At 40.1% G+C, this 20,472-nt stretch carries 13 protein-coding genes; 2 read left to right on the top strand and 11 right to left on the bottom strand.

The features are described 5' to 3' along the window. Nucleotides 1–313: 313 nt before the first annotated feature. Nucleotides 314–2,413 (top strand): amino acid carrier protein, encoded by a 2,100-nt coding sequence (locus Q0947_RS11825; protein WP_299397574.1) that lies wholly within the window; start codon nt 314–316, stop codon nt 2,411–2,413. Nucleotides 2,414–2,554: 141 nt separating this feature from the next. Here Q0947_RS11825 and Q0947_RS11820 read toward each other — a convergent pair whose 3' ends face one another. The 11 genes from Q0947_RS11820 to Q0947_RS11770 all read right to left on the bottom strand — a co-directional run bounded on the left by Q0947_RS11820 (nt 2,555) and on the right by Q0947_RS11770 (nt 17,870). Next, entirely contained in the window at nt 2,555–4,282 is a 1,728-nt protein-coding gene (locus Q0947_RS11820; protein ID WP_299397567.1) for an efflux RND transporter periplasmic adaptor subunit, read from the bottom strand. Nucleotides 4,283–4,287: 5 nt separating this feature from the next. Beyond that, complete coding sequence (locus Q0947_RS11815) at nt 4,288–4,749, bottom strand: DUF305 domain-containing protein (RefSeq protein ID WP_299397655.1); 462 nt, start codon at nt 4,747–4,749, stop codon at nt 4,288–4,290. 52 nt (nt 4,750–4,801) lie between these two features. Then, complete coding sequence (locus tag Q0947_RS11810) at nt 4,802–7,528, bottom strand: heavy metal translocating P-type ATPase (protein WP_299397566.1); 2,727 nt, start codon at nt 7,526–7,528, stop codon at nt 4,802–4,804. A 195-nt stretch (nt 7,529–7,723) separates the two neighbouring features. After that, complete coding sequence (locus tag Q0947_RS11805) at nt 7,724–8,179, bottom strand: heme-binding domain-containing protein (protein ID WP_299397564.1); 456 nt, start codon at nt 8,177–8,179, stop codon at nt 7,724–7,726. Further along, nucleotides 8,180–8,767 (bottom strand): DUF3347 domain-containing protein, encoded by a 588-nt coding sequence (locus Q0947_RS11800; RefSeq protein ID WP_299397561.1) that lies wholly within the window; start codon nt 8,765–8,767, stop codon nt 8,180–8,182. Between the two features lie 55 nt (nt 8,768–8,822). Next, nucleotides 8,823–9,209 carry a DUF302 domain-containing protein gene (locus Q0947_RS11795; protein WP_299397559.1) on the bottom strand — a complete coding sequence of 129 codons (387 nt, stop codon included), beginning with the start codon at nt 9,207–9,209 and terminating at the stop codon, nt 8,823–8,825. 41 nt (nt 9,210–9,250) lie between these two features. After that, complete coding sequence (locus tag Q0947_RS11790) at nt 9,251–11,662, bottom strand: multicopper oxidase domain-containing protein (RefSeq protein ID WP_299397556.1); 2,412 nt, start codon at nt 11,660–11,662, stop codon at nt 9,251–9,253. Nucleotides 11,663–11,726: 64 nt separating this feature from the next. Beyond that, complete coding sequence (locus Q0947_RS11785; protein WP_299397554.1) at nt 11,727–12,293, bottom strand: AraC family transcriptional regulator; 567 nt, start codon at nt 12,291–12,293, stop codon at nt 11,727–11,729. 2 nt (nt 12,294–12,295) lie between these two features. Then, a complete protein-coding gene (locus tag Q0947_RS11780; protein ID WP_299397551.1) occupies nt 12,296–13,525 on the bottom strand; it encodes a TolC family protein in 1,230 nt (409 codons plus the stop codon). Beyond that, the gene (locus tag Q0947_RS11775) at nt 13,525–17,319 is read right to left on the bottom strand and encodes an efflux RND transporter permease subunit (protein WP_299397549.1); all 3,795 of its coding nucleotides are present in this window, start codon (nt 17,317–17,319) and stop codon (nt 13,525–13,527) included. The genes Q0947_RS11780 and Q0947_RS11775 overlap by 1 nt, the downstream gene beginning before the upstream one ends. A gap of 131 nt (nt 17,320–17,450) precedes the next feature. Then, nucleotides 17,451–17,870 carry a hypothetical protein gene (locus tag Q0947_RS11770; protein WP_299397546.1) on the bottom strand — a complete coding sequence of 140 codons (420 nt, stop codon included), beginning with the start codon at nt 17,868–17,870 and terminating at the stop codon, nt 17,451–17,453. 290 nt (nt 17,871–18,160) lie between these two features. Here Q0947_RS11770 and Q0947_RS11765 point away from each other — a divergent pair, with 290 nt between their 5' ends. Continuing rightward, nucleotides 18,161–20,089: a M1 family metallopeptidase gene (locus Q0947_RS11765; protein ID WP_299397544.1), complete on the top strand. Its 1,929-nt coding sequence runs from the start codon at nt 18,161–18,163 to the stop codon at nt 20,087–20,089. The last annotated feature ends 383 nt before the right edge of the window (nt 20,090–20,472 follow it).

Genomic DNA, 20,472 nt, shown 5'->3' with positions numbered 1-20,472 from the left:
GAATGATCAAGAAGTGCTTTTGCTACATTTTTATCTTGAGGAGTTGGCACTATTGCCGGACAATTATCGCACGCTCAATCTTCTAATCGATTTTTACCAAATCACAACTGCGGATAGCCATTTATGGGGATATTTTATAAATTTTATGGGTGTCATTATTGAATCATCAATAAATCAGGTGTTTAGATGGTGGTGTTTGCATTTTGAATCTTCGCAAAATTTCAAAAAACACTCAGATTGCCTTGGGAGAGCCTCTTTTTATTGTTAATATTGTGATAATCCGTATGTAAATCCAAAACTTTTAAATTATTTGATGATAAAATCTAGGCTATTTGCCCTTGTGGCACTGTTGTTCATTACCTTTTCTAATACTAGTGCTCAGAACGGGTCTTCCAATGGGATGTCCGTTACTATAGCGTTGCACAATCCCTCCTCTGAAATTAATGATGGTGTAGCAAAAGTTGAGGTGACAGGTGGGGTAGCACCTTATCAATACAAATGGAGTAATATCAACACGCCCTTAGATGATGCCGAATCTGTGGGATTAATTGAAGGCATGGAACATTCCGTAACAGTCAGTGATGCCAACGGAACTAAAATCTCCAAAACCTTTAAAATTCCTGCGGAATCCATCACGGAAATTTTTAACAGTAAAGTGCAGCCTGCAGTAGATGTGTTAGGTGCTGTACTCTTTTGGGATGCTTTTGCAACGGCTGGCCTCTATGATCCTGTTGTATATGCCTCACATCGAAATTTACCCTTATCGGCCAAAGACATCACTTCTGATCAGAAATATACATTCAAAAAATGGCTTGTGGCTGATGGCAGTCGCGTAAAGGCTGGCGACAAAATTGCGGTTTTAGAAAGCAATGCCAATCAAGAATTTTTTGTGTATGCCACCGCTGAAGGCGCTTTAGAACAGGTGACCAAAGAAGGCACCATAGTTTCAAGAAAGCCGGAAACGGGATCTTTTAAATCGCCTCTTGTAGCGAAAATTAATTTTGATACGCCGCAACCCTTATTACATCCTAATGGCGATGTAAAAACCAAAAACATTCCGTTCATTGTTATTTGGCTCATCTTGGGAAGTATCTTTTTTACCCTGAGATTGAAATTTGTTAATATCCGCGGATTTAAACATTCGCTAGATTTAGCACGAGGAAAGTACGACGATCCTAATGCGCCCGGAACCATAACGCACTTTCAGGCAATGGCTACCGCCGTTTCTGCAACCGTAGGTTTAGGAAATATTGCAGGTGTTGCCGTAGCTATTTCCTTAGGTGGGGCAGGAGCTACTTTTTGGATGTTCCTCGCTGGATTTTTCGGAATGTCGCTAAAATTTGCCGAATGTACCTTAGGTGTAAAATACCGTATTATTGATGAGGACGGCCGAATTTTTGGTGGACCGATGAACTATCTGCGCTATGGATTGGAGAAAAGAAACCTTAAGAAATTAGGGAAGTTCTTGGCCATACTTTTTGCAGTGCTTGGTGTAGGCGCATCGTTTGGTGGTGGAAATATGCTACAATCCAATCAGGCGTTTAAAATTGTTTCTGAAGAACTTCCATTTTTACAAGGCCACGGATTTTGGTTCGGTGTCGGATTTGCTTTATTAGTAGGCGCTGTGATTATTGGCGGCATTAAAAGTATTGCTAAAGTAACTGCCAAAGTGGTTCCAATTATGGCCATTTTTTATGTGGTGGGTTGTTTGGTGGTCATCGGATATCACTTCGAGTTTATTGGCGGTGCTTTTATGGCGATAGTAGATGGTGCTTTTTCTGCGGAAGCATTAAAAGGTGGCTTTATTGGCGTGTTGATTATAGGCTTGCAACGTGCGGCCTTCTCGAGTGAAGCTGGAGTTGGTTCAGCCGCAATCGCCCATAGTGCGTCCAAAACAAATCACCCTATTGCTGACGGATTCACCTCTTTGGTGGAACCTTTTATTGATACGATGTTGGTGTGTACCATGACCGCTTTGGTGCTCATATTTACCGGAATGCATGAAACTAGCAGCGGATTGGGAGGCGTGGAACTTACGGCCGATGCTTTTGGTAGTGTGGTATCTTGGTTCCCTTCCGTATTGGCCATTGCCGTATTCTTATTTGCATTTTCTACGATGGTATCATGGTCCTATTACGGGATGCGTTCTTGGAGCTACCTTTTTGGAAGAAGTAAAAAATTGGAACTGGTGTATAAAGTCTTGTATTTGTTATTCGTCGTATTAGGGGCGTCCGTAAGTTTAGGTGCCGTGTTGAGTTTTGCTGATATGATGATTCTCGCCATGTCCTTTCCAAATATTATAGGCTTGTATATTATGGCGCCTGAAATTAACGCGGATATGAAAGCATATTGGAAAAAATTAAAGGAAGGAAAACTCTATATCAATCCGAAATTTATCAAATCTAACGATTGATAAAACACGCTCATTTGAGTGATGGTTGATCATAATTAAAAAACCCGACGCGAACATTTGAGATGCTCTTGTCGGGTTTTTATTTGATTTATGGTGTCTGCGTCGCTTTTTATAAGCTTACAATCTTAACGATTTCAACACTTATTTTACGGTTTCAATCACACTTCCGCAGGTCATCATTTGGTCTCCATAATACGGATTTCTGACCGCTTCTTCGTGGCTCAACCAAATGGCGCCTTTATCGTTATTGGCCATCGGACATTTTTGAACATAAAGTGCCGCGTCTAATATTTTGACGTTCATCGCTATTGGCACTAAATTTTCATTTAAGATGACGAAATGTTCACGTTGATTATCCAAATCGTCATTCTTTGAAATGACCTCAACCATTTCAATACTTTTAATCATATGGGCTTTTTCCGTCTGTCCTAAATCCTCTAATTTTAATGATTTAAGCGCTTTTAACGTCGTTTTAGCGTGGGCTGAAATCTGTTTGGCATCACTTGCAACAAAAGCATCTTTCATTTGAAGATAAGGATTGAGAATCTTCATAAACTCTTTTTGGAATTTTTCTGACAATTCAATTTTCATTTCAGAAAGTGGCACCTGAGCATGTTTTTCCTTTCCTTTATTCATCATCGAGTTTTTACCTTGCAATTGTGCTGCAGCATCTACGGTAAACGTTCCGTTGGTGACAATCTCATCGCCGTTGTTCAAACCTTTAGTGATTGTATATTGTGAACCATTACGATTCCCAATAGTCACTTCGCGCATTTCAAAAACTGGGGCATTAGGATCCGTCTTTACATATACCAATGAGCGTTCTCCCGTCCACATAACCGCGCTTGCAGGAATGGTTAACATCTCGCTGCTGGCTGTTGTTGCACCTTTGATTTTTCCGGTCACAAACATTCCAGGTTTAAACAAGTCGTCCGTGTTTTTAAGGGTCGCTCTTACCGTCACCGTACGTGTAGCATTATTTAACATCGGGTCAATAAACGATACCGTTGCATCAAACTCTTTAGTTGGATACGCATTGGCAACCACCTTAATCTTTTGGCCTTCCTTTAAGTTTGAAATTTGACTTTCATAAGCATCAAATTGTGCCCACACGGAGTTTAAATTACTCACTTTAAGAATAGGTTGCCCTTGCTTCACATAATCGCCTTCTCTGGCCATGACTTCTGAAACGGTACCGGAAACTGTCGCATAGATTGGGAAATTTTCCAATACTTTGCCTGATGTTTCAATAGCGTCAATTTGTTTTTCGGACAGTTTCCAATTTTTTAATTTATTGCGAACAGCGTTATATAAAGCAGGTTGTGATGCTTTTAACGACGCCGTGGTAATTAATTCCTGTTGTGCGGCCACTAAGTTTGGTGCATAAATGGTAGCTAGCAATTGTCCTCTGTTGACTTGTTGCCCTTCATAACTCACATTCAAGCGTTCAATACGCCCGTCAAAATAACTCGATTGCACCGACTTGTTTTCTTCGTTGATCGCAATTTTTCCGGATAGTGAAATCATGCCGTCAGCAGCATCATCAGCAACTGCACTCCCCACAACCGTTGTTTGGATATTTGCCAAGGCCATCGCATTTTCGGTCATTTTTATCTCATTCATGGCAAGACCATCAGCACCCGATTCGGCCGGAGTAAGGTCCATACCACATAACGGACAATCGCCCGGTTCAGCCTGCATAATTTGTGGGTGCATGGAGCAGGTCCACATTTGAGCTGCAGTTTCTCCTGCGTGATCATGCTGGTCAGCAGCATTTTTGGATGCTGCATCCTTATTTCCAAATATGAGCCAGCCTGCCAAAAGACCAACAACAACTGCAATACTGATAGTTAAAATCTGTTTATTCATTAGTTCTAATTTTCATTTTGTAAACGGTTAATCATCTTTTTCATGTCTTCAATTTCTTTTCTCTGAGCCTTGATGATATCATCAGCCAGTTGTTTGACTTCAGGATCTTTAATAGCAGCACGCTCACTGGTCAGAATGGCAATGGAATGGTGCGGAATCATCGCTTTCATCCATAACACATCACCAACAATTGGTGCCTGAGCGCGCACTAAGCTGAATGCACCAATAAATAGGGCGATACTCCCAAATATGATAGCCATATTCTTTTTCTTATTTTGATACATATTTCGCATGGCCACGAACATAATTATGGCCATGGCAGAAATACCCAGACATGACATGTAAAAACGCGTCAAGCTAAAATATACATGGTCAAAAGCGTAGGTGTTTAAATACATGGTGATGTACATCGCTACAAACGATGCTGCCAGCATACCTACAAATTTGGTGTATTGATTTTTCTTCATGTTGTGTTGTTTCCTTGTGTGATCCTCTTCCATTGTGTTTGGTTTTAAATGATTATCCGATTGATTTTGAGCGTAGTCTAAGTGCATTTCCTATAACGGACACAGAACTAAAACTCATAGCCAATGCCGCAATCATTGGCGATAATAATATTCCGAAAAATGGGAATAAAACACCTGCCGCAACAGGAACCCCAAGGGTGTTATAAATCAAAGCAAAAAATAGATTCTGTTTAATATTGCGCATCACGGCATGACTCAAATTCCGTGCTTTAACAATGCCGTGTAAATCGCCTTTTACCAAGGTGATCATCGCACTTTCAATGGCAACATCGGTTCCTGTGCCCATCGCAATGCCTACATCACTTTTAGCAAGCGCAGGCGCATCATTAATGCCGTCGCCAGCCATCGCTACCACTTTGCCTTGTTGCTGCAGTTTGGTGACTTCCTTCAACTTATCCTCAGGTAGCATGCCTGCCATAAAATTGGTAAGATTCAATTCCGTTGCGACCGCTTGGGCAGTGTCATGATTATCGCCCGTAAGCATAATCACCGCGATGCCTTTGTCCTGTAATTCTTTAATGGCTTTCGCACTGGTTTGTTTGATTTTATCACTAATCACCACATAGCCCGAAACCTTGCCGTCTATAGCCAAATACGAAACGGTTTTCCCTTGTTTTTGGAATGCTTGTGCTTCTGCTTCCATTTCTGGTGAAATTGTCGCATTGGCGTGGGCCATCATCTTGGCGTTTCCTAAATTTAATTTTTCGCCATTAACCGTACCTTCCACGCCTTTTCCGGTGACCGCGCTGAACTTGTCTGTTTTTGAAATGCTGACTTTTTGTTCTTTAGCATATTTTACCGTGGCTTCCGCAAGGGGATGCTCGCTGGAACTGTTCAAGGATGCGATGCGGTGTGCAATATCCATGTCAGACAGACCAGCACTAAAAGAACCCATCTTTTCTACAGTAGGTTTGCCTTCGGTAATCGTGCCTGTTTTATCAACGATTAAGGTGTCCACCTTGTCCATTTTTTCTAGAGCTTCGGCATTTTTAATTAACACGCCATTTTGCGCGCCTTTACCCACACCTACCATAACGGACATTGGTGTGGCCAATCCTAAAGCACATGGGCAGGCAATAATTAATACCGCAATGGCATTGACCAAACCGTACACATAGGCTGGTTCTGGTCCCCAAAATACCCACACGAAAAATGTAATGACAGAGATGAGCACGACCACCGGAACAAAATACCCAGAAACGGTATCTGCTAACTTCTGAATTGGTGCACGACTGCGGCTCGCGTCGTTAACCATCTGAATAATTTGAGAGAGTAGGGTATCACTTCCCACTTTTTCCGCTTTCATCAAAAATGTTTGATTGCCATTAATGGTGCCGCTGCTCACTTTATCATCTAATGCTTTATTTACTGGAATAGGCTCGCCGGAAATCATCGATTCATCAACCGTGGTTTCGCCTTCAGTAACCACGCCATCCACAGGGATTTTATCACCCGGTTTAACACGTAAAATATCGCCTTTATGAATATGATCAATGGAGACTTCTTCTTCAACACCATCAACAACTCTGATTGCTTTATTCGGGGCGAGTTTTAATAATTCCTTGACGGCAGAATTTGTTTTACTATGGGCACGAGCTTCCAAAACTTGACCCATCAATACCAAGGTAAGAATCACTGTGGCCGCCTCAAAATAGACGTGAACCGCGCCAAATTCTGTTTTAAACTGTTCAGGGAAAAAATCAGGAACTAACATCCCGAAGACACTGAAAAGCCACGCCACACCGGCACCAATGCCAATGAGAGTAAACATGTTGAGGTTCCAGGTTTTGATACTGCGATAGGCGCGTTCAAAGAACTTCCAGGTAGCGTAGAATACCACCGGAATCGATAATCCGAATTGGATCCAATTCCACATTTTTTGATCCATCACCTCATACAGCGGATTGTTTGGAATCATTTCGCTCATGGCGATAAAGAAAATAGGTAGCGTGAATGCCACGGCTATCCAAAACTTCTTCAATAATTTTTTATAGGTCTTTTCTTCAGAAGACAAATCTGGTTCCATAGGTACGAGATCCATGCCGCAAATAGGGCAGGCGCCAGCTTCATCTTTAATTACTTCAGGATGCATCGGGCAAGTCCATTGTTGGGCTGTCACTGCAGATAGGTTTTGCTCTTCCACCAAATCCATTCCGCATACAGGACAATCGCCAGGTTTATCGTAGGTTTTATCACCTTCACAATGCATAGGGCAGTAAAAAGTGCCGTTGCCATTTTTTGCAGCTTTGGCAGAAGTCTTTTCCGCTGGTTTTGTGCCTAATGGGTGAATGGTATAACTGTCACCATCTTCTTTTAAAGCTTTTTGAAAGGTTTTTAGGGGAATGTGAGTGGACATGGCAATAGTAGCTTCCGCTTTTTCTAAATCGACCATAGCATTGGAAACCCCATCCACTTTTGATAGTATTTGCTCTACATGGCTCCGACAACCGTTGCAGGTCATGCCTTGAATTTGATATGTGGTGACCATGTCTCCCTTCTCATCAACCTTTGGTAGGTGAATACTGTAATTACCACCATCTTTTTGAAGTGCCTTTTGAAACGTTTCGAGAGAAATATGCGACGCCATTTCTATAGTGGCTTCTGCTTTGTCTAAATCTACTACAGCATTCGTAACCCCATCCACTTTGGAAAGTGTTTGTTCAACATGATTTCTACAGCCATTGCAGGTCATTCCTTGTATGTGATATGTATGTTTCATTTTTTGTAATTAGAGTTGTGAACTAAGCGTTTCAAAAAACCATGATGATTTTTATAAATAATTAATGTACTGACTTTCAAAGTGGATTTCTTGGTGACTTTTACCTCTAAGATTTCTTAATCACTAATCAAGTCTGCTTAAATGAGAGAAAGGGCATTAAAAGTTATGTACTGACCCTTTCTCTCTATTAAGAGTCTATTGTAAGCTATCCTTCAATTGATTCATGAAATTGATGATGATGTTAGCATCCTCTTCAGATAATATGGCTTCTCTATGAAGATACGTGTAACTTATTAAAGGCATTTCATCATTTTCAATTTGTTTGATTATTGAGCGTAACTTGCTTCTTTTTCTTCTGTCAGAATAGGTATCCCATTCACTAAAATTAAGTTCAGCCTTGCCTTCTTTAACATGGTCTTCTAAAAACCAAGCAATGGGCTGAACTTTATTGTACCAAGGGTATGCTGTAAGGTTACTATGACAATCATAACATGATGCTTTCAATCTCTTCTGAATGTCAATTGGCACGGTATTCACCAACATAAAATCAGAAGGAGGTACAGTATAGCTCTCATTTCTATCTGTAGGGAAAAATTGAATCGCTACAAATAGAAAAAGAGCTATCCCTGCTATAATTTTAATAACCTTCATTTAGTTGATTGTACGCTGTACTGAACCACATTTTAACATTGCACTCCCATGGTAAGGATTTCTAATTTCTTCCTTGGTGCTTAACCATGCAGACCCACGATCGTACATTGGGCAAAACTGCTCATATAAAGTCATTTTTGTACCTGTGATAGCCACCATATCAGTGATGTCTTTACTTAAGGTTTTAAAATGCTCACGTTGGTGTTTAATATCACTTTCTGCAATATGCTCTGCATGTTCTGTTGCATCCTCTATAATTTCTTTTAACTCGGTTTGCTCGTCAGCAGAATAATTTGAAACCTCAAAAGCTTTTAATGAGTTGGTCAAAGTCGCTCCAAATTCTTTCGCTTTTTCACCATCATCACCTACCAATGCATCCTTCAAGTTAAAATAATCTTTTAAAATAACCTCAGCTTTGGCGTCTTGTTTATCAGACGTGGCTACCGATTCTTGTGATGCTACCGTGTTTTCAGTAGTACTTTCACTAGTTGTAGTGGCTTCAGTTTTGCTTGCGTCTTTGCACGATACGGTTAACATTAAGGTTGCGGCAAGTGCTACGGATCCAATACTTCTTTTAATTGTTTTCATTTGTTAATTGTTTAAGGGTTGTTTTAATTTATAATTGATTACTAAGTTAATATTCTTATAATTTAGCAATAATAGCTTCCAGCAGTGCTGTTATTTGGGAAGCAATTTCATGAAGTTCTTCATTTTCTACTGCTTGCATAGAGGCCATCGGATTTACAGCCGCAACCTCCATAACACCTGGCTCTATTTCTTGAACAATGACATTGCACGGTAACATCGTCCCAATCTTATCTTCTGCCACCAAAGCTTTATGAGCAAATGGAGGGTTGCATGCACCTAAGATTGTATAGTTCTTAAAATCTACATTGAGTTTTTTCTTGAGGGTTTCCTTTATATCTATTTCCGTGAGAATGCCAAAACCTTCTTCCTTCAAGCCTTTTGTGACTTTGTCGATAACTTCTTCAAAAGTTCCTTTGACGGTTTTACTAAAATAATAATTCATAGGGTTAACATTTTATGGTGAATAATTCTATTTAATTTTTATCAAAACCTGAGTGATAGTCCACCACCTGCACCAAAACGGTTATCGTAACTGGCTGTAAGTGAAAAATCTCGTGACAGGTAATATTCTATACCGGCATTCCAACTGACTTCATTGGAATAATTTTCTCCTGTTGGGAGAGGGTCTACCCAACCAAAATCTGCTTGATATTCATAATTGCCAAAAATGGCGGTTCTTGGGAATACCAACAGTTCTCGGCTCAAACTGATTTGTGGTCTAAGTTTGCTGTCCATTCGCACATCCAAGTTGAATAAGTATGGGGTTAAAAATCGGATCCCTGCAATGGCCGTGGTATTGATCTCGTCCAAACTATCCTCTAGTTCATTTTCAACATTGACCCCAACAAAAACTCGGAAATAATCATGTAAATAACGCTCATAGGTTACTTCGGCCTCTAAATTTTCATTCCAGCCATATTCCGCTGATACATTAAATTGATTACGGAGATTTGAAGCCACAAAATTAAATTCAGCCATATGGGAGGCCACATCTAAAAGCGACCAGGTGTAATACTGATCCGCCTCGTTGATTAAATGTGTTACAGGGTGTTGTTCCATCCTTGAGTCGCGAGGTGTATCATAACTCACAATACGTGCCATCCCGCTCATCATATGGTAAAGAATGTGACAGTGAAAAAACCAATCGCCGTTTTCATCCCCATCATTGCCACTAAATTCGATGGTTACTTCTTCCATTGGCGGGACATTCACCGTATGTTTTAGAGGTGAATAATCGCCATTTTCATTAATAACCCTGAAAAAATGGCCGTGAAGATGCATCGGATGGTGCATCATGGTCAGGTTATTAAAAGTGATGCGGGTAACCTCACTACTTTTTATCTTTATGTTATCGGCCTCGCTTAACGGCACACCGTTCATGCTCCAAATATAGCGTTGCATATTCCCGGTAAGATTTAACAAAATCTCTTTTACGGGCAGGTTGGTATCATAGGTGGTTTTTTCAGCCGATTTCAAATAATCGTAAGTGTACTGAGGCCCCTTGTCCATACCCTCCATATCCATTCCGGCAGGATCTTCTTTAGGTTTGGAATGGTCCATTTTACTATGGTCCATGTCCTTGGTGGTGGCAGAATCTTTAGGCATCTCCATGTTGTCGTGGTTCATTTTAGAATGATCCATTTTTTTTGTGGTGGAAGAATCTTTTGATTTTGTCATAGTATCGTGATCCATTTTTGAATGATCCATGGGTGCTGTCTTTTTATCATCTTTTGGCATTGCCATGCTGCCATGATCCATTTTCATTCCGTATTCTTCTTTCATTTCATGACGCTCATCTTTTTTAGGTTGGAATTTTATGGCATGGGCGCCCATCTTCATATCCATCTTTGCCATGTCTTGCATCATTTTTATTTTGTCTGGCGGACTCAAGGTTTCTGCCGGAAGCAGATTGCCCTCTCCAAAATATGCCGTTGCGGTGCCAGACCCATCTTGCGCCATGGCCTTAAATTCAACTTTCCCATCTTCAGGAATGGTGATGATAAAATCGTAAGTCTCTGCCGTTGCAATAAACGATTTGGAGCGCGCCACAGGCACCACATCCAAACCATCTGCAGATACTAAAAGTGGTGCTTCGCCACCAAAAGTCATCCAAAATTGAGACGAAGCAGAGCCATTTATAATGCGTAAACGCACCTTTTCTCCCGGCTTAAAATTTGGATACTCCTTAGTAGGTTCGCCATTAATTAAAAATGCAGGGTAATATACATCGGCTATATCAGCTCCTTCCATGCGCTGTTTCCAAAAGTTGAGTTGCGAACCAAAGGCGCCTCGAGCAATAACCTGATTTAAGGGGGTAGAGGTGCCTTTTTTCATTTGGTACCACTCATTGCCCCGTTTCAAATTGCGCATCACATCTTTAGGTTGCTCATTAGTCCAATCAGAAAGCATCACTACTAAATCAGTATCATACGCTAATGTTCTTTCTTTTGGATGAATGACCAAAGATCCGAACACACCGCTTTGTTCCTGTAACATGGTATGCGAATGGTACCAATAGGTGCCGGATTGTCGCAAGGGAAACTCATATTTAAAGGTGGTTCCTGGTTTAATAGGTGGCGTGGTTAAATATGGCACGCCGTCCATAAAATTGGGTAACAACAAGCCGTGCCAATGAATGGACGTTTCTACGCTCATCTCATTTGTTACGTAAATCACCGCATATTCACCTTCAGTAAATTCAAGGGTTGGCCCAGGGATACTTCCGTTAACCGTCATTGCTTTAACTTCTTTATCAGTTTTAGAAACCACAGCTTCCCTAATGGTCAGCCTGTGTTCTTGTACGGGTAAATTATCAACGTTACCTTCAAGCTGTTGCGCAACTGTGCCATTCAGCCCCAAAAGCGTGAGAATAAATACTAGATTTAATGTTCTCATAAGATTAGTTTTTTCAAAATTACAATTGATATTCAATACTTTGTTTCATAATCTTGGCTGATTGTTATACAATTTGGTCCAAAGAGGTTCTGTCGTTTTTCTGTGCCGATTTATACTCTGACAAACTCATGCCTGTTTCTCTCTTAAACTGTCGGCTCAGGTGATTGATGTTGCTATAATTGAGCAATTGGCTGATTTCTGTAAAATTCAATGCTTGATTTTGAATCAGCTCTTTCACTTTTTCTATTTTTAATTTGATAAAATATTTTTCTATGGTGACACTTTCGTTAGTTGAGAAAAGTTTGCTCATTTTAAAATAATCCTTGTGAAGCTTAGATTCTAAATAGGAGGATAGCTTTTGCTCAATTTGTAATGGTAAATGTTTCAACAACTGAATGAGTTCAATTTTTATTTGTTCTACAAGATGTAGTTCAGGATTGTCAATTAATGAAAACCCATTTTTATCTAATATGGATACCAAAATTTCTGTGGTGTCTGAGTCTTGTACATCCAAAGTGATTCGCCCTAATTCAATGTTAAGGAGTTCGATAGTGTGAGCATTCAGTTCATCTCGTAACACCTTAATGCAGCGATCGCAAACCATATTTTTGATGTAGAAGTCTTTTATCATAATTAGTGAACTAAATAGTTGATGATGGCCGACTGTACATAATACATGTTGATCGATTCAATTTGATTCATTTGAAATTTTAATTGCAACTCCTGAATGTCTAAAACATCATTAAAATCGATAGTGCCTGTTTCATAATTTTTAATGAGGATGCCTTCCGCATCTTCAGCCTGCTTCAGGTTTTTTTGCTGACTGTTGAATTTTATGCGAGATTGGTTACGCTGCGAAATGGCCTTAGACAAATCGGCGGTCAACATATTCAAACGCTCATCTTTTTGCGATTGTATTTCCTGTTTTTGAAGCGTATTTTGTCTCGTTCTCGATTTATAAGTGTTATTAAATATAGGGATGGATAACGAAACCATAGGCATCACCATATCTTGGTAAGAACTCGTACTCATCGGACTCTTTTCCTGGTTGATATATTCTACACCAAGCCCGATTATTGGAACACTTTCCTTTAGGTTCATCAATTCTGACTGTTCAACAGATTGGTACAATTTATCATATTTGAGCAATTCAGGGTTGACCGCTAAACTATCGTAACTAAAAATGATATCGTTTTCTGGAATTTCCAACGCTTCTGACACCTCAACTGCTGCATCATAAGGTTTATTCAATAAGCTGTTCATTGCTGCCTGTATGCCTTTGTTCTGCTGATCTAAAACGTCAATTTCCTGTTGTAATTCGTTCTGTCTAATTTGTAATTTCAACACATCAACGGCAGAAGCCTTATTGACTTCCAAAGAGGTTAGGGCAAGTCGCTCATAAGTCTCTAAAAGCGCAATGTTCTTCTGAAGTACCGCCTGCTTTGCTCTAATTTCATAAAGCGTATAATACAGTTGGGAGACTGAAAGTGCCAGTTTTCGTTTGGCGATGGTCACCTCCACATATTGTGCATCTGCCATCGCTGATGCATAATTTTCTCTCGAGGTGATGGTGCCAAACCAAGGCAACATTTGCATTACAGAAACTCTAAAACGTTCCATAGGCATCTCTACTTCTGGCGCTATGGCCATCACACCAAAATTAAATTCAGTGTTAGGTAAGCTATTGACTTCCTTGATCTTTTCAGTAGCGATTTTATATTGCAAATCCACTTTCTGAATCTCAGGGTTGTTGGCAATGGCTTCTTCAATATACGATTGCAAATCTTGACCATAACTGTTGAATGACGACAGGCCCAATGCAAAGCAGATAAAGAGGACGATATATTTATTCTTGTTGCTCATTATTCAGTAATTAGTGTTTTTGATTCCTTTTTAAGTTGTCTTTTTGCTTCACGTTCTTTTTTCCAACTGTAGAGAACAGGAACCAAGAAGTAAGAGGTCGTGTCTATCAACATCCCGCCAAAAATAGGAATGGCCATTGGGATCATGATATCGCTTCCTTTTCCTGTTGAGGTCAATACCGGTAATAAAGCGAGCACCGTGGTTACTGTGGTCATTAAACACGGACGAATTCTATTGCCTGCCGCTTCTAAAGTAGCACGTCTAATGCCTTTTTTATCGGTTGGTTGCTCTCTTTCAAACGTTTGGGTGAGGTACGTGGCCATGACCACGCCATCATCGGTAGCAATACCAAAAAGCGCAATAAATCCGACCCACACCGCGACACTTAGGTTGATGGTTTTCATATTAAACAGGTCGCGCATGTTTTCTCCAAAAATGTTGAAATTGAAGAACCAATCCTGTCCATACAACCAGATCATGATGAATCCGCCAGCAAAAGCTACCGTAATTCCAGTAAACACCATTAACGATGTAGATACTGAGCGGAATTGGAAATAGAGAATAACAAAAATAATTAATAGGGCTAAGGGCACGACCACGGATAATGTCTTTTCGGCGCGAAGCTGGTTTTCATAAGTCCCCGTAAATCGGTAACTGATGCCTTGCGGCACTACCAAGTCGCCATTATCAATGTGTTTTTGAATGAGGGCTTGTGCATTTTCTACCACATCAACTTCTGCAAACCCGTCAAGTTTATCAAATAGTACATAGCCGATTAAGAACGTGTCTTCACTTTTAATAACCATAGGACCTTGTTCATATCTAATATCTACCAACTCGCCTAATGGTACAGGGCTTCCTTTTTCAACAGGAACGTGAATGTTTTTAATATCTTCCGGATTAGAACGCAGCTCACGCGGATAACGCACACGTACACCGTAACGCTCACGACCTTCTACCGTTTGGGTCAATGGCATTCCGCCAACCGCAATCTGTAGGATTTCCTGAACTTCCATAATGGTGATGCCGTAACGTGCCAACTGCTCTCTCTTGATATCGATCAGCAAATACGGTTTTCCAACAATACGATCAGCAAACACTGCTTGTTCCTTTACACCTTCGGCTTGTTTTAAAATGCCTTCCAATTCCATTCCAAAAGCCTCAATTTGCTCTAAATTCTGACCTTTAACTTTGATACCCATTGGTGCACGCATTCCCGTTTGCAACATCACCAATCGGGTTTCAATCGGCTGTAACTTCGGTGCAGAAGTCACACCAGGTATTTTGGTAACATTTACGATCTCGTTCCAAATGTCATTCGGACTATTGATATCTGGTCGCCAGTTTCTGAAATACTCGCCATCATTATCCTGTATAAGGTCTTTATCTGATACTGTTATTGCTGTGGAAAGTAGTCCCTTATTACGAGCATTTTCCAGAGCATCATCGCTGACATCACTATTGGTATTGTGGAATAGGCGTTTGTTTTTCATGACATAAAATCCATCGTCATTAACTTGATAGCGTTGTCTGTCACCATCAGCATTTCGCATGTATTCGGACTTGTAAATAATCACATTTTCATACATGGAAAGTGGCGCAGGGTCTAAAGCAGATTCTGTTCTACCCGCTTTACCGACTACAGTTTCAATCTCAGGGATGCTCGCTACAGCCATATCGAGCTGTTGTAAAACACGTTTATTTTCTTCTACACCGGCGTGAGGTAGGGAGGTTGGCATTAATAAAAAGGAGCCTTCATTAAGTGCTGGCATAAATTCCTTGCCGGTATTACGCATAATGATGAAGCCTAAAATCAAAACGGTAGTTGGGATGATTAAAAACAGTAATCGATTTTGAAGTGCCCAGCTTAAAATAGCGTGGTAATACCTCTGGAAAATGGAGAACACGCCAAGCAATCCAAAGCAAATAATGCCCACAAAGATCAAGTTCATGATGATGCTGCGATCAAATCCGAGCGGTCGCCAATATTCTGCCAGTAAAACGACAATCGCTATAACTGAAATGATAATTTTAATCAGGTTGGCACGCTTCTCAGTAACCACATTTCGGATGCTTAAAATTCCTACAATTCCAAATGCTATCAAAATACTTCCAAGCCAAAAGCCGTAAGCAATTGCGGTTATACCCAGAATTATCAGAACGCCATTCATGATGTATTTGGTGCGCTCCATAATATTGCTTTTTCTGAACAAAAACGCAGCAAAAGGCGGAATTAAGAACAGTGCCACAATCAATGATGCTGTAAGCGCCATGGTTTTGGTAAATGCTAACGGGCGGAATAATTTGCCTTCCGCACCTATCATCGTAAATACCGGAATAAAACTGATAATTGTGGTTAACACCGCAGTTAATATAGCTCCAGAAACTTCAGTGGTCGCATTGTAAATGATTTCGTTTGTGGTGTATTCCGTGCCATCTTCTCGAAGGCGTAACTTTTCACTTTCGATGTGTCGGATCATGTTTTCGGCGAGAATCACACCTACATCCACCATGGTGCCAATCGCAATCGCAATACCTGAAAGGGCTACAATGTTGGCATCCACATTAAACAGTTTCATCGTAATAAATACCATCAAAACGGCCACCGGCAATAAACCTGAAATAAGGATGGAAGCCCGTAAGTTGAAGACCATCACGATAATCACCAAAATGGTGATCAGGATTTCAAGAATAAGTGCTTCGTTAAGCGTGTATAAGGTTTCCTGAATTAGTTCAGAGCGATCGTAGAATGGCACAATAGTTATTTGTGAGGTGCGTCCATCCGATAATGTTTTACTTGGTAGTCCGGAAGATAAATCTGCAATCTGATCTTTAACATTATTGATAACTTCTAATGGATTGGCACCATATCTGGCAACGACAACACCACCCACAACTTCAGCGCCTTCTTTATCTAAAATCCCACGTCTGGCTTGCGGCCCGAGGTTGACATTGGCAATATCCTTGATTCTAATAGAGGTGAAATTTTCTGAAGTCACCACCGCATTTTCGATATCAGCCACCGATTTTACATAACCAAGACCACGCACTAAATATTCCGCCTGATTAATTTCCAAGGTCTGCGCTCCAATATCTTGATTACTTTCCTTAACCGCTTTTACAATAGCGCTCAAGCCGATATTGTACTGACGCATCTTTTCAGGGTCCACATCAATTTGATATTCCTGAACATAACCACCAATAGAAGCCACTTCAGAAACACCACTTGCAGAAGACAATCCGTATTTCACATAATAATCTTGAATACTGCGCAGCTCATGAAGATCCCAACCGCCGGTAACGTTGCCGTCTTTATCACGACCTTCTAAAGTGTACCAAAATACTTGGCCCAATCCTGTTGCATCTGGTCCTAAAGCAGGATTCACATCCTCTGGCAATAGATTCGCAGGTAGTGAATTTAGCTTTTCAAGGATTCGGCTGCGGGACCAATAAAATTCAACATCTTCTTCAAAAATGATATAAATGCTCGAAAAACCGAACATTGAAGAACTACGAATAGTTTTTACGCCTGAAATTCCTAACAACGACGTTGTAAGAGGGTAGGTGATTTGGTCTTCAATATCTTGTGGAGAACGCCCGTCCCATTTGGTAAATACAATTTGCTGGTTTTCTCCAATATCCGGAATAGCATCTACGGATACGGGGTCAGAGGGTAAGAAACCAGTATTTATATCTAAAGGTGCGTTGACTAATCCCCAACCAACGAATAAGGTTAAAAGGAGTACAGCTACTAATTTATTTTCTATTAGAAATTTGATGCTTTTATTGAGCATGAGTGGTAATTATTAGACAGTTAAACAAAGCGGTTAAGTTAAAACTATTGAAATAGGGTTAACAAAACGTGCCCAAAACGGTAATGACGTAGGGCTTGTTTTCCTGATATAGATCAGGACTGACTAATAAATCAAATTAAGAAAGTCTGGTGCAGCACTTGCACATCCCGTTCAATAAAGGGGGGCGCATAATCTACAAAAGGAACACTGTTAGATTCAGTTCCTTTAAACAGACTGATATAAGAATACGTAAATGAGGTAATGAAAACTTGTTGCTCGAGCGTTAAGGTATCGAAAGACACTTTAAGATCATCTTGACCTTCCTTAACAATTTGTTTGTCGGTACAACATGATTTTACAGCAAGTTCTGGATTTTCACAACTTGTACTGACCGGCAGTTTTTCCATGCCACAAGTTTCAACTTGCTGCATAAATGAAAAATCGACCATTGTATCTCCACAATAATGCAAATCAACAGCAAATGACGATGTCGTCATCAGAACGACAGATGCCATAAAAAAAGCCATTGATTTTTGTAAAAATTGTTTCATACGTTGCAAAATTAGTGAATTTATGAACACCCTTCTGTTTTTTTAACGAATTGTTAAAGTTTTACAAATGGATTGGCGGCGGATTTTATTTTGTAAACATGTTGTGTGTAGATGATTGGAATGGGTTATTGTTAATCTTAGGAATTTAAAATACGCTCAAGTTTAAACATTTGTTGGCGATTGAAATCAGGATGTTAAATAATCCATAAACTCATCCTCAAGCAAGCGTAGCGCCTGTTTTCTTTCGTTCTAATTAGTATATTCGCATTCCTATCATTAAATTTTTAATTATGAAGTATTTAAAAAATAGCATGTTGCTCATGTTATTCGCTTTTTCCTTGTCTGTAGTTGCTCAAGAAGCAGTAAAGAACAATCAGCATTTATTTGACAATGTGTCTTATCGCCAAGGCAATATCTATCGAACGGCATCAGGCAAACCTGGTCCAGAATATTGGCAAAATTCAGCCGATTATAATTTAGATGTGGCCTTAGACGATAAAAATCATACCGTTTCTGGTACCGTTACCATTGATTATACCAACAACAGCCCAGAAGCTTTAGAGTTTATTTGGCTGTATTTGGAACAAAACCGTTTTACGGAAACTTCAAGAGGCACCTTAACGACCTCTGTCTTAGGAAGCCGTTATGCTGGTGATGTTGAAGGCGGATTTGAATTGAACAATGTGTCTGCTAAAACGGCAACAGGAACCTCTTCAAAATACTTAGTGACCGATACCCGCATGCAACTTTTTCTTGACAAACCTTTGGCTGCCAATGGAGGAAAAGTGACCATTGGTATGGACTTTAAATTCAAAGTTCCTGTAGAAGGGATGGACCGTATGGGCCGATTGGAAACTGAAGCCGGAACTATTTACGCACTTGCACAATGGTATCCACGTGTAGCGGTTTTTGATGATGTTACGGGTTGGAATACAGAACCGTATTTAGGAGCAGGGGAGTTCTATTGCGAATACGGAACTTTTGATGTAAAAATTACGGCTCCGGCAAATCACACGGTGGTGTGTTCTGGGGTTTTACAAAATCCGAAAGAGGTGCTTACAAAAACGCAACAAGAGCGTTTTGCAAAAGCAGAAAAGAGCGATGAAACCGTTTATATTATCAAGCCTGATGAGGTAGGCAAACCTGCGTCGCAAGCAAAACCAAACGGCACGCTGACCTGGCATTATAAAATGGAAAATACGCGTGATGTGGCTTGGGCTTCATCAAAAGCATTTATTTGGGATGCTGCACGTATGAATCTTGGTAACGGCAAAACAGGGATGGCGCAATCCGTATATCCTAAAGAAAGTGCAGGTAAGGCAGCTTGGACGCGTTCAACGGAATTTACAAAAGCGTCGGTAGAATTTTATTCAACCACTTACTTTCCTTATCCATATTACAATGCCATTAACGTAGCGGCAAGTGTGGGCGGAATGGAATATCCTGGGGTTAGTTTTTGTCATTATCAAAGTGTAGGCTCAGATTTATGGGGCGTTACAGACCATGAGTTTGGACACAATTGGTTCCCGATGATTGTGGGAAGTAATGAGCGTCTTTATCCGTGGATGGACGAAGGTTTTAATACATTTATCAACCATTACAGTACGGCAGCATTCAATAAGGGTGAATTTTCCACCTCAATAGACAAGCCGCGTAATTTGGTAAATTATTTAACTTACGAAAAACGTGAAGGTATTGATACCGCTCCAGATGTTGCCAATGCAAGAAACTTGGCTTATACTGCCTATTACAAACCGGCATCTGGCTTATTTATGCTTCGCGAGTACATTTTAGGACCTGAGCGCTTTGATAATGCTTTTAATAGTTATATCCGCCATTGGGCCTTTAAACACCCACAGCCTAATGACTTTTTCAATCATATGGAAAATGTATCTGGTGAAAACTTGTCGTATTTCTGGAAAGGATGGTTTTATGGGAATGGTAACATTGACATGGGAATTGCTTCCGTGGAGGAATATCAAGGGAACTATTTGATTACTGTTGAGAATACTGGAGAAATTCCGATGCCTGTAGAACTTCAGGTGATTTATTCAGATAATACTACCGAAAATGTTAGACTTCCAGTTGAAATTTGGCAGCGTGGAAATACGTGGAGCCATTTATTAAAAACGACTAAAAGCGTGCAACGCGTCGTATTAGATCCGAATAAAATGTTGGCAGATGTCAATATGTTAAATGATACTTGGAATAAATTGTAAGTTTTAATTTATAAATCATTGTTGGACGAAAAAGAATCAAGTCCGCTTCGCTTCTAGAATCAAGAATAAAGATTTGCTTGAAACTAAATAACAAACAGCGGTAATTTAAATTGCAATCTCCCATTCAATCTCGGTAGAAATAATTTTAAAAAAGCAAAGTCCCATTTCGAAAATTATCCAATGTCCCTTACTTTAATTGGGTTTGATAATTTAAAATTGGTTTTTGCTGGACACTAAATGATTATAAATAATAAAATGCCTTTACGCCCTTTTGGATGTAGAGGCATTTTTTTTTGATTGTTTTTTCGACGATTCAAGTATCCACTTGAGAGTCATCACTTCACTGTGGTGCAAGCTTCCACATTAGAGTGCAAGTGGATTTT

It is taken from the genome of uncultured Gelidibacter sp. (assembly GCF_947500795.1).
Taxonomy (GTDB): Bacteria; Bacteroidota; Bacteroidia; order Flavobacteriales; family Flavobacteriaceae; genus Gelidibacter.
This window is presented reverse-complemented; position numbering and strand designations above follow the sequence as displayed.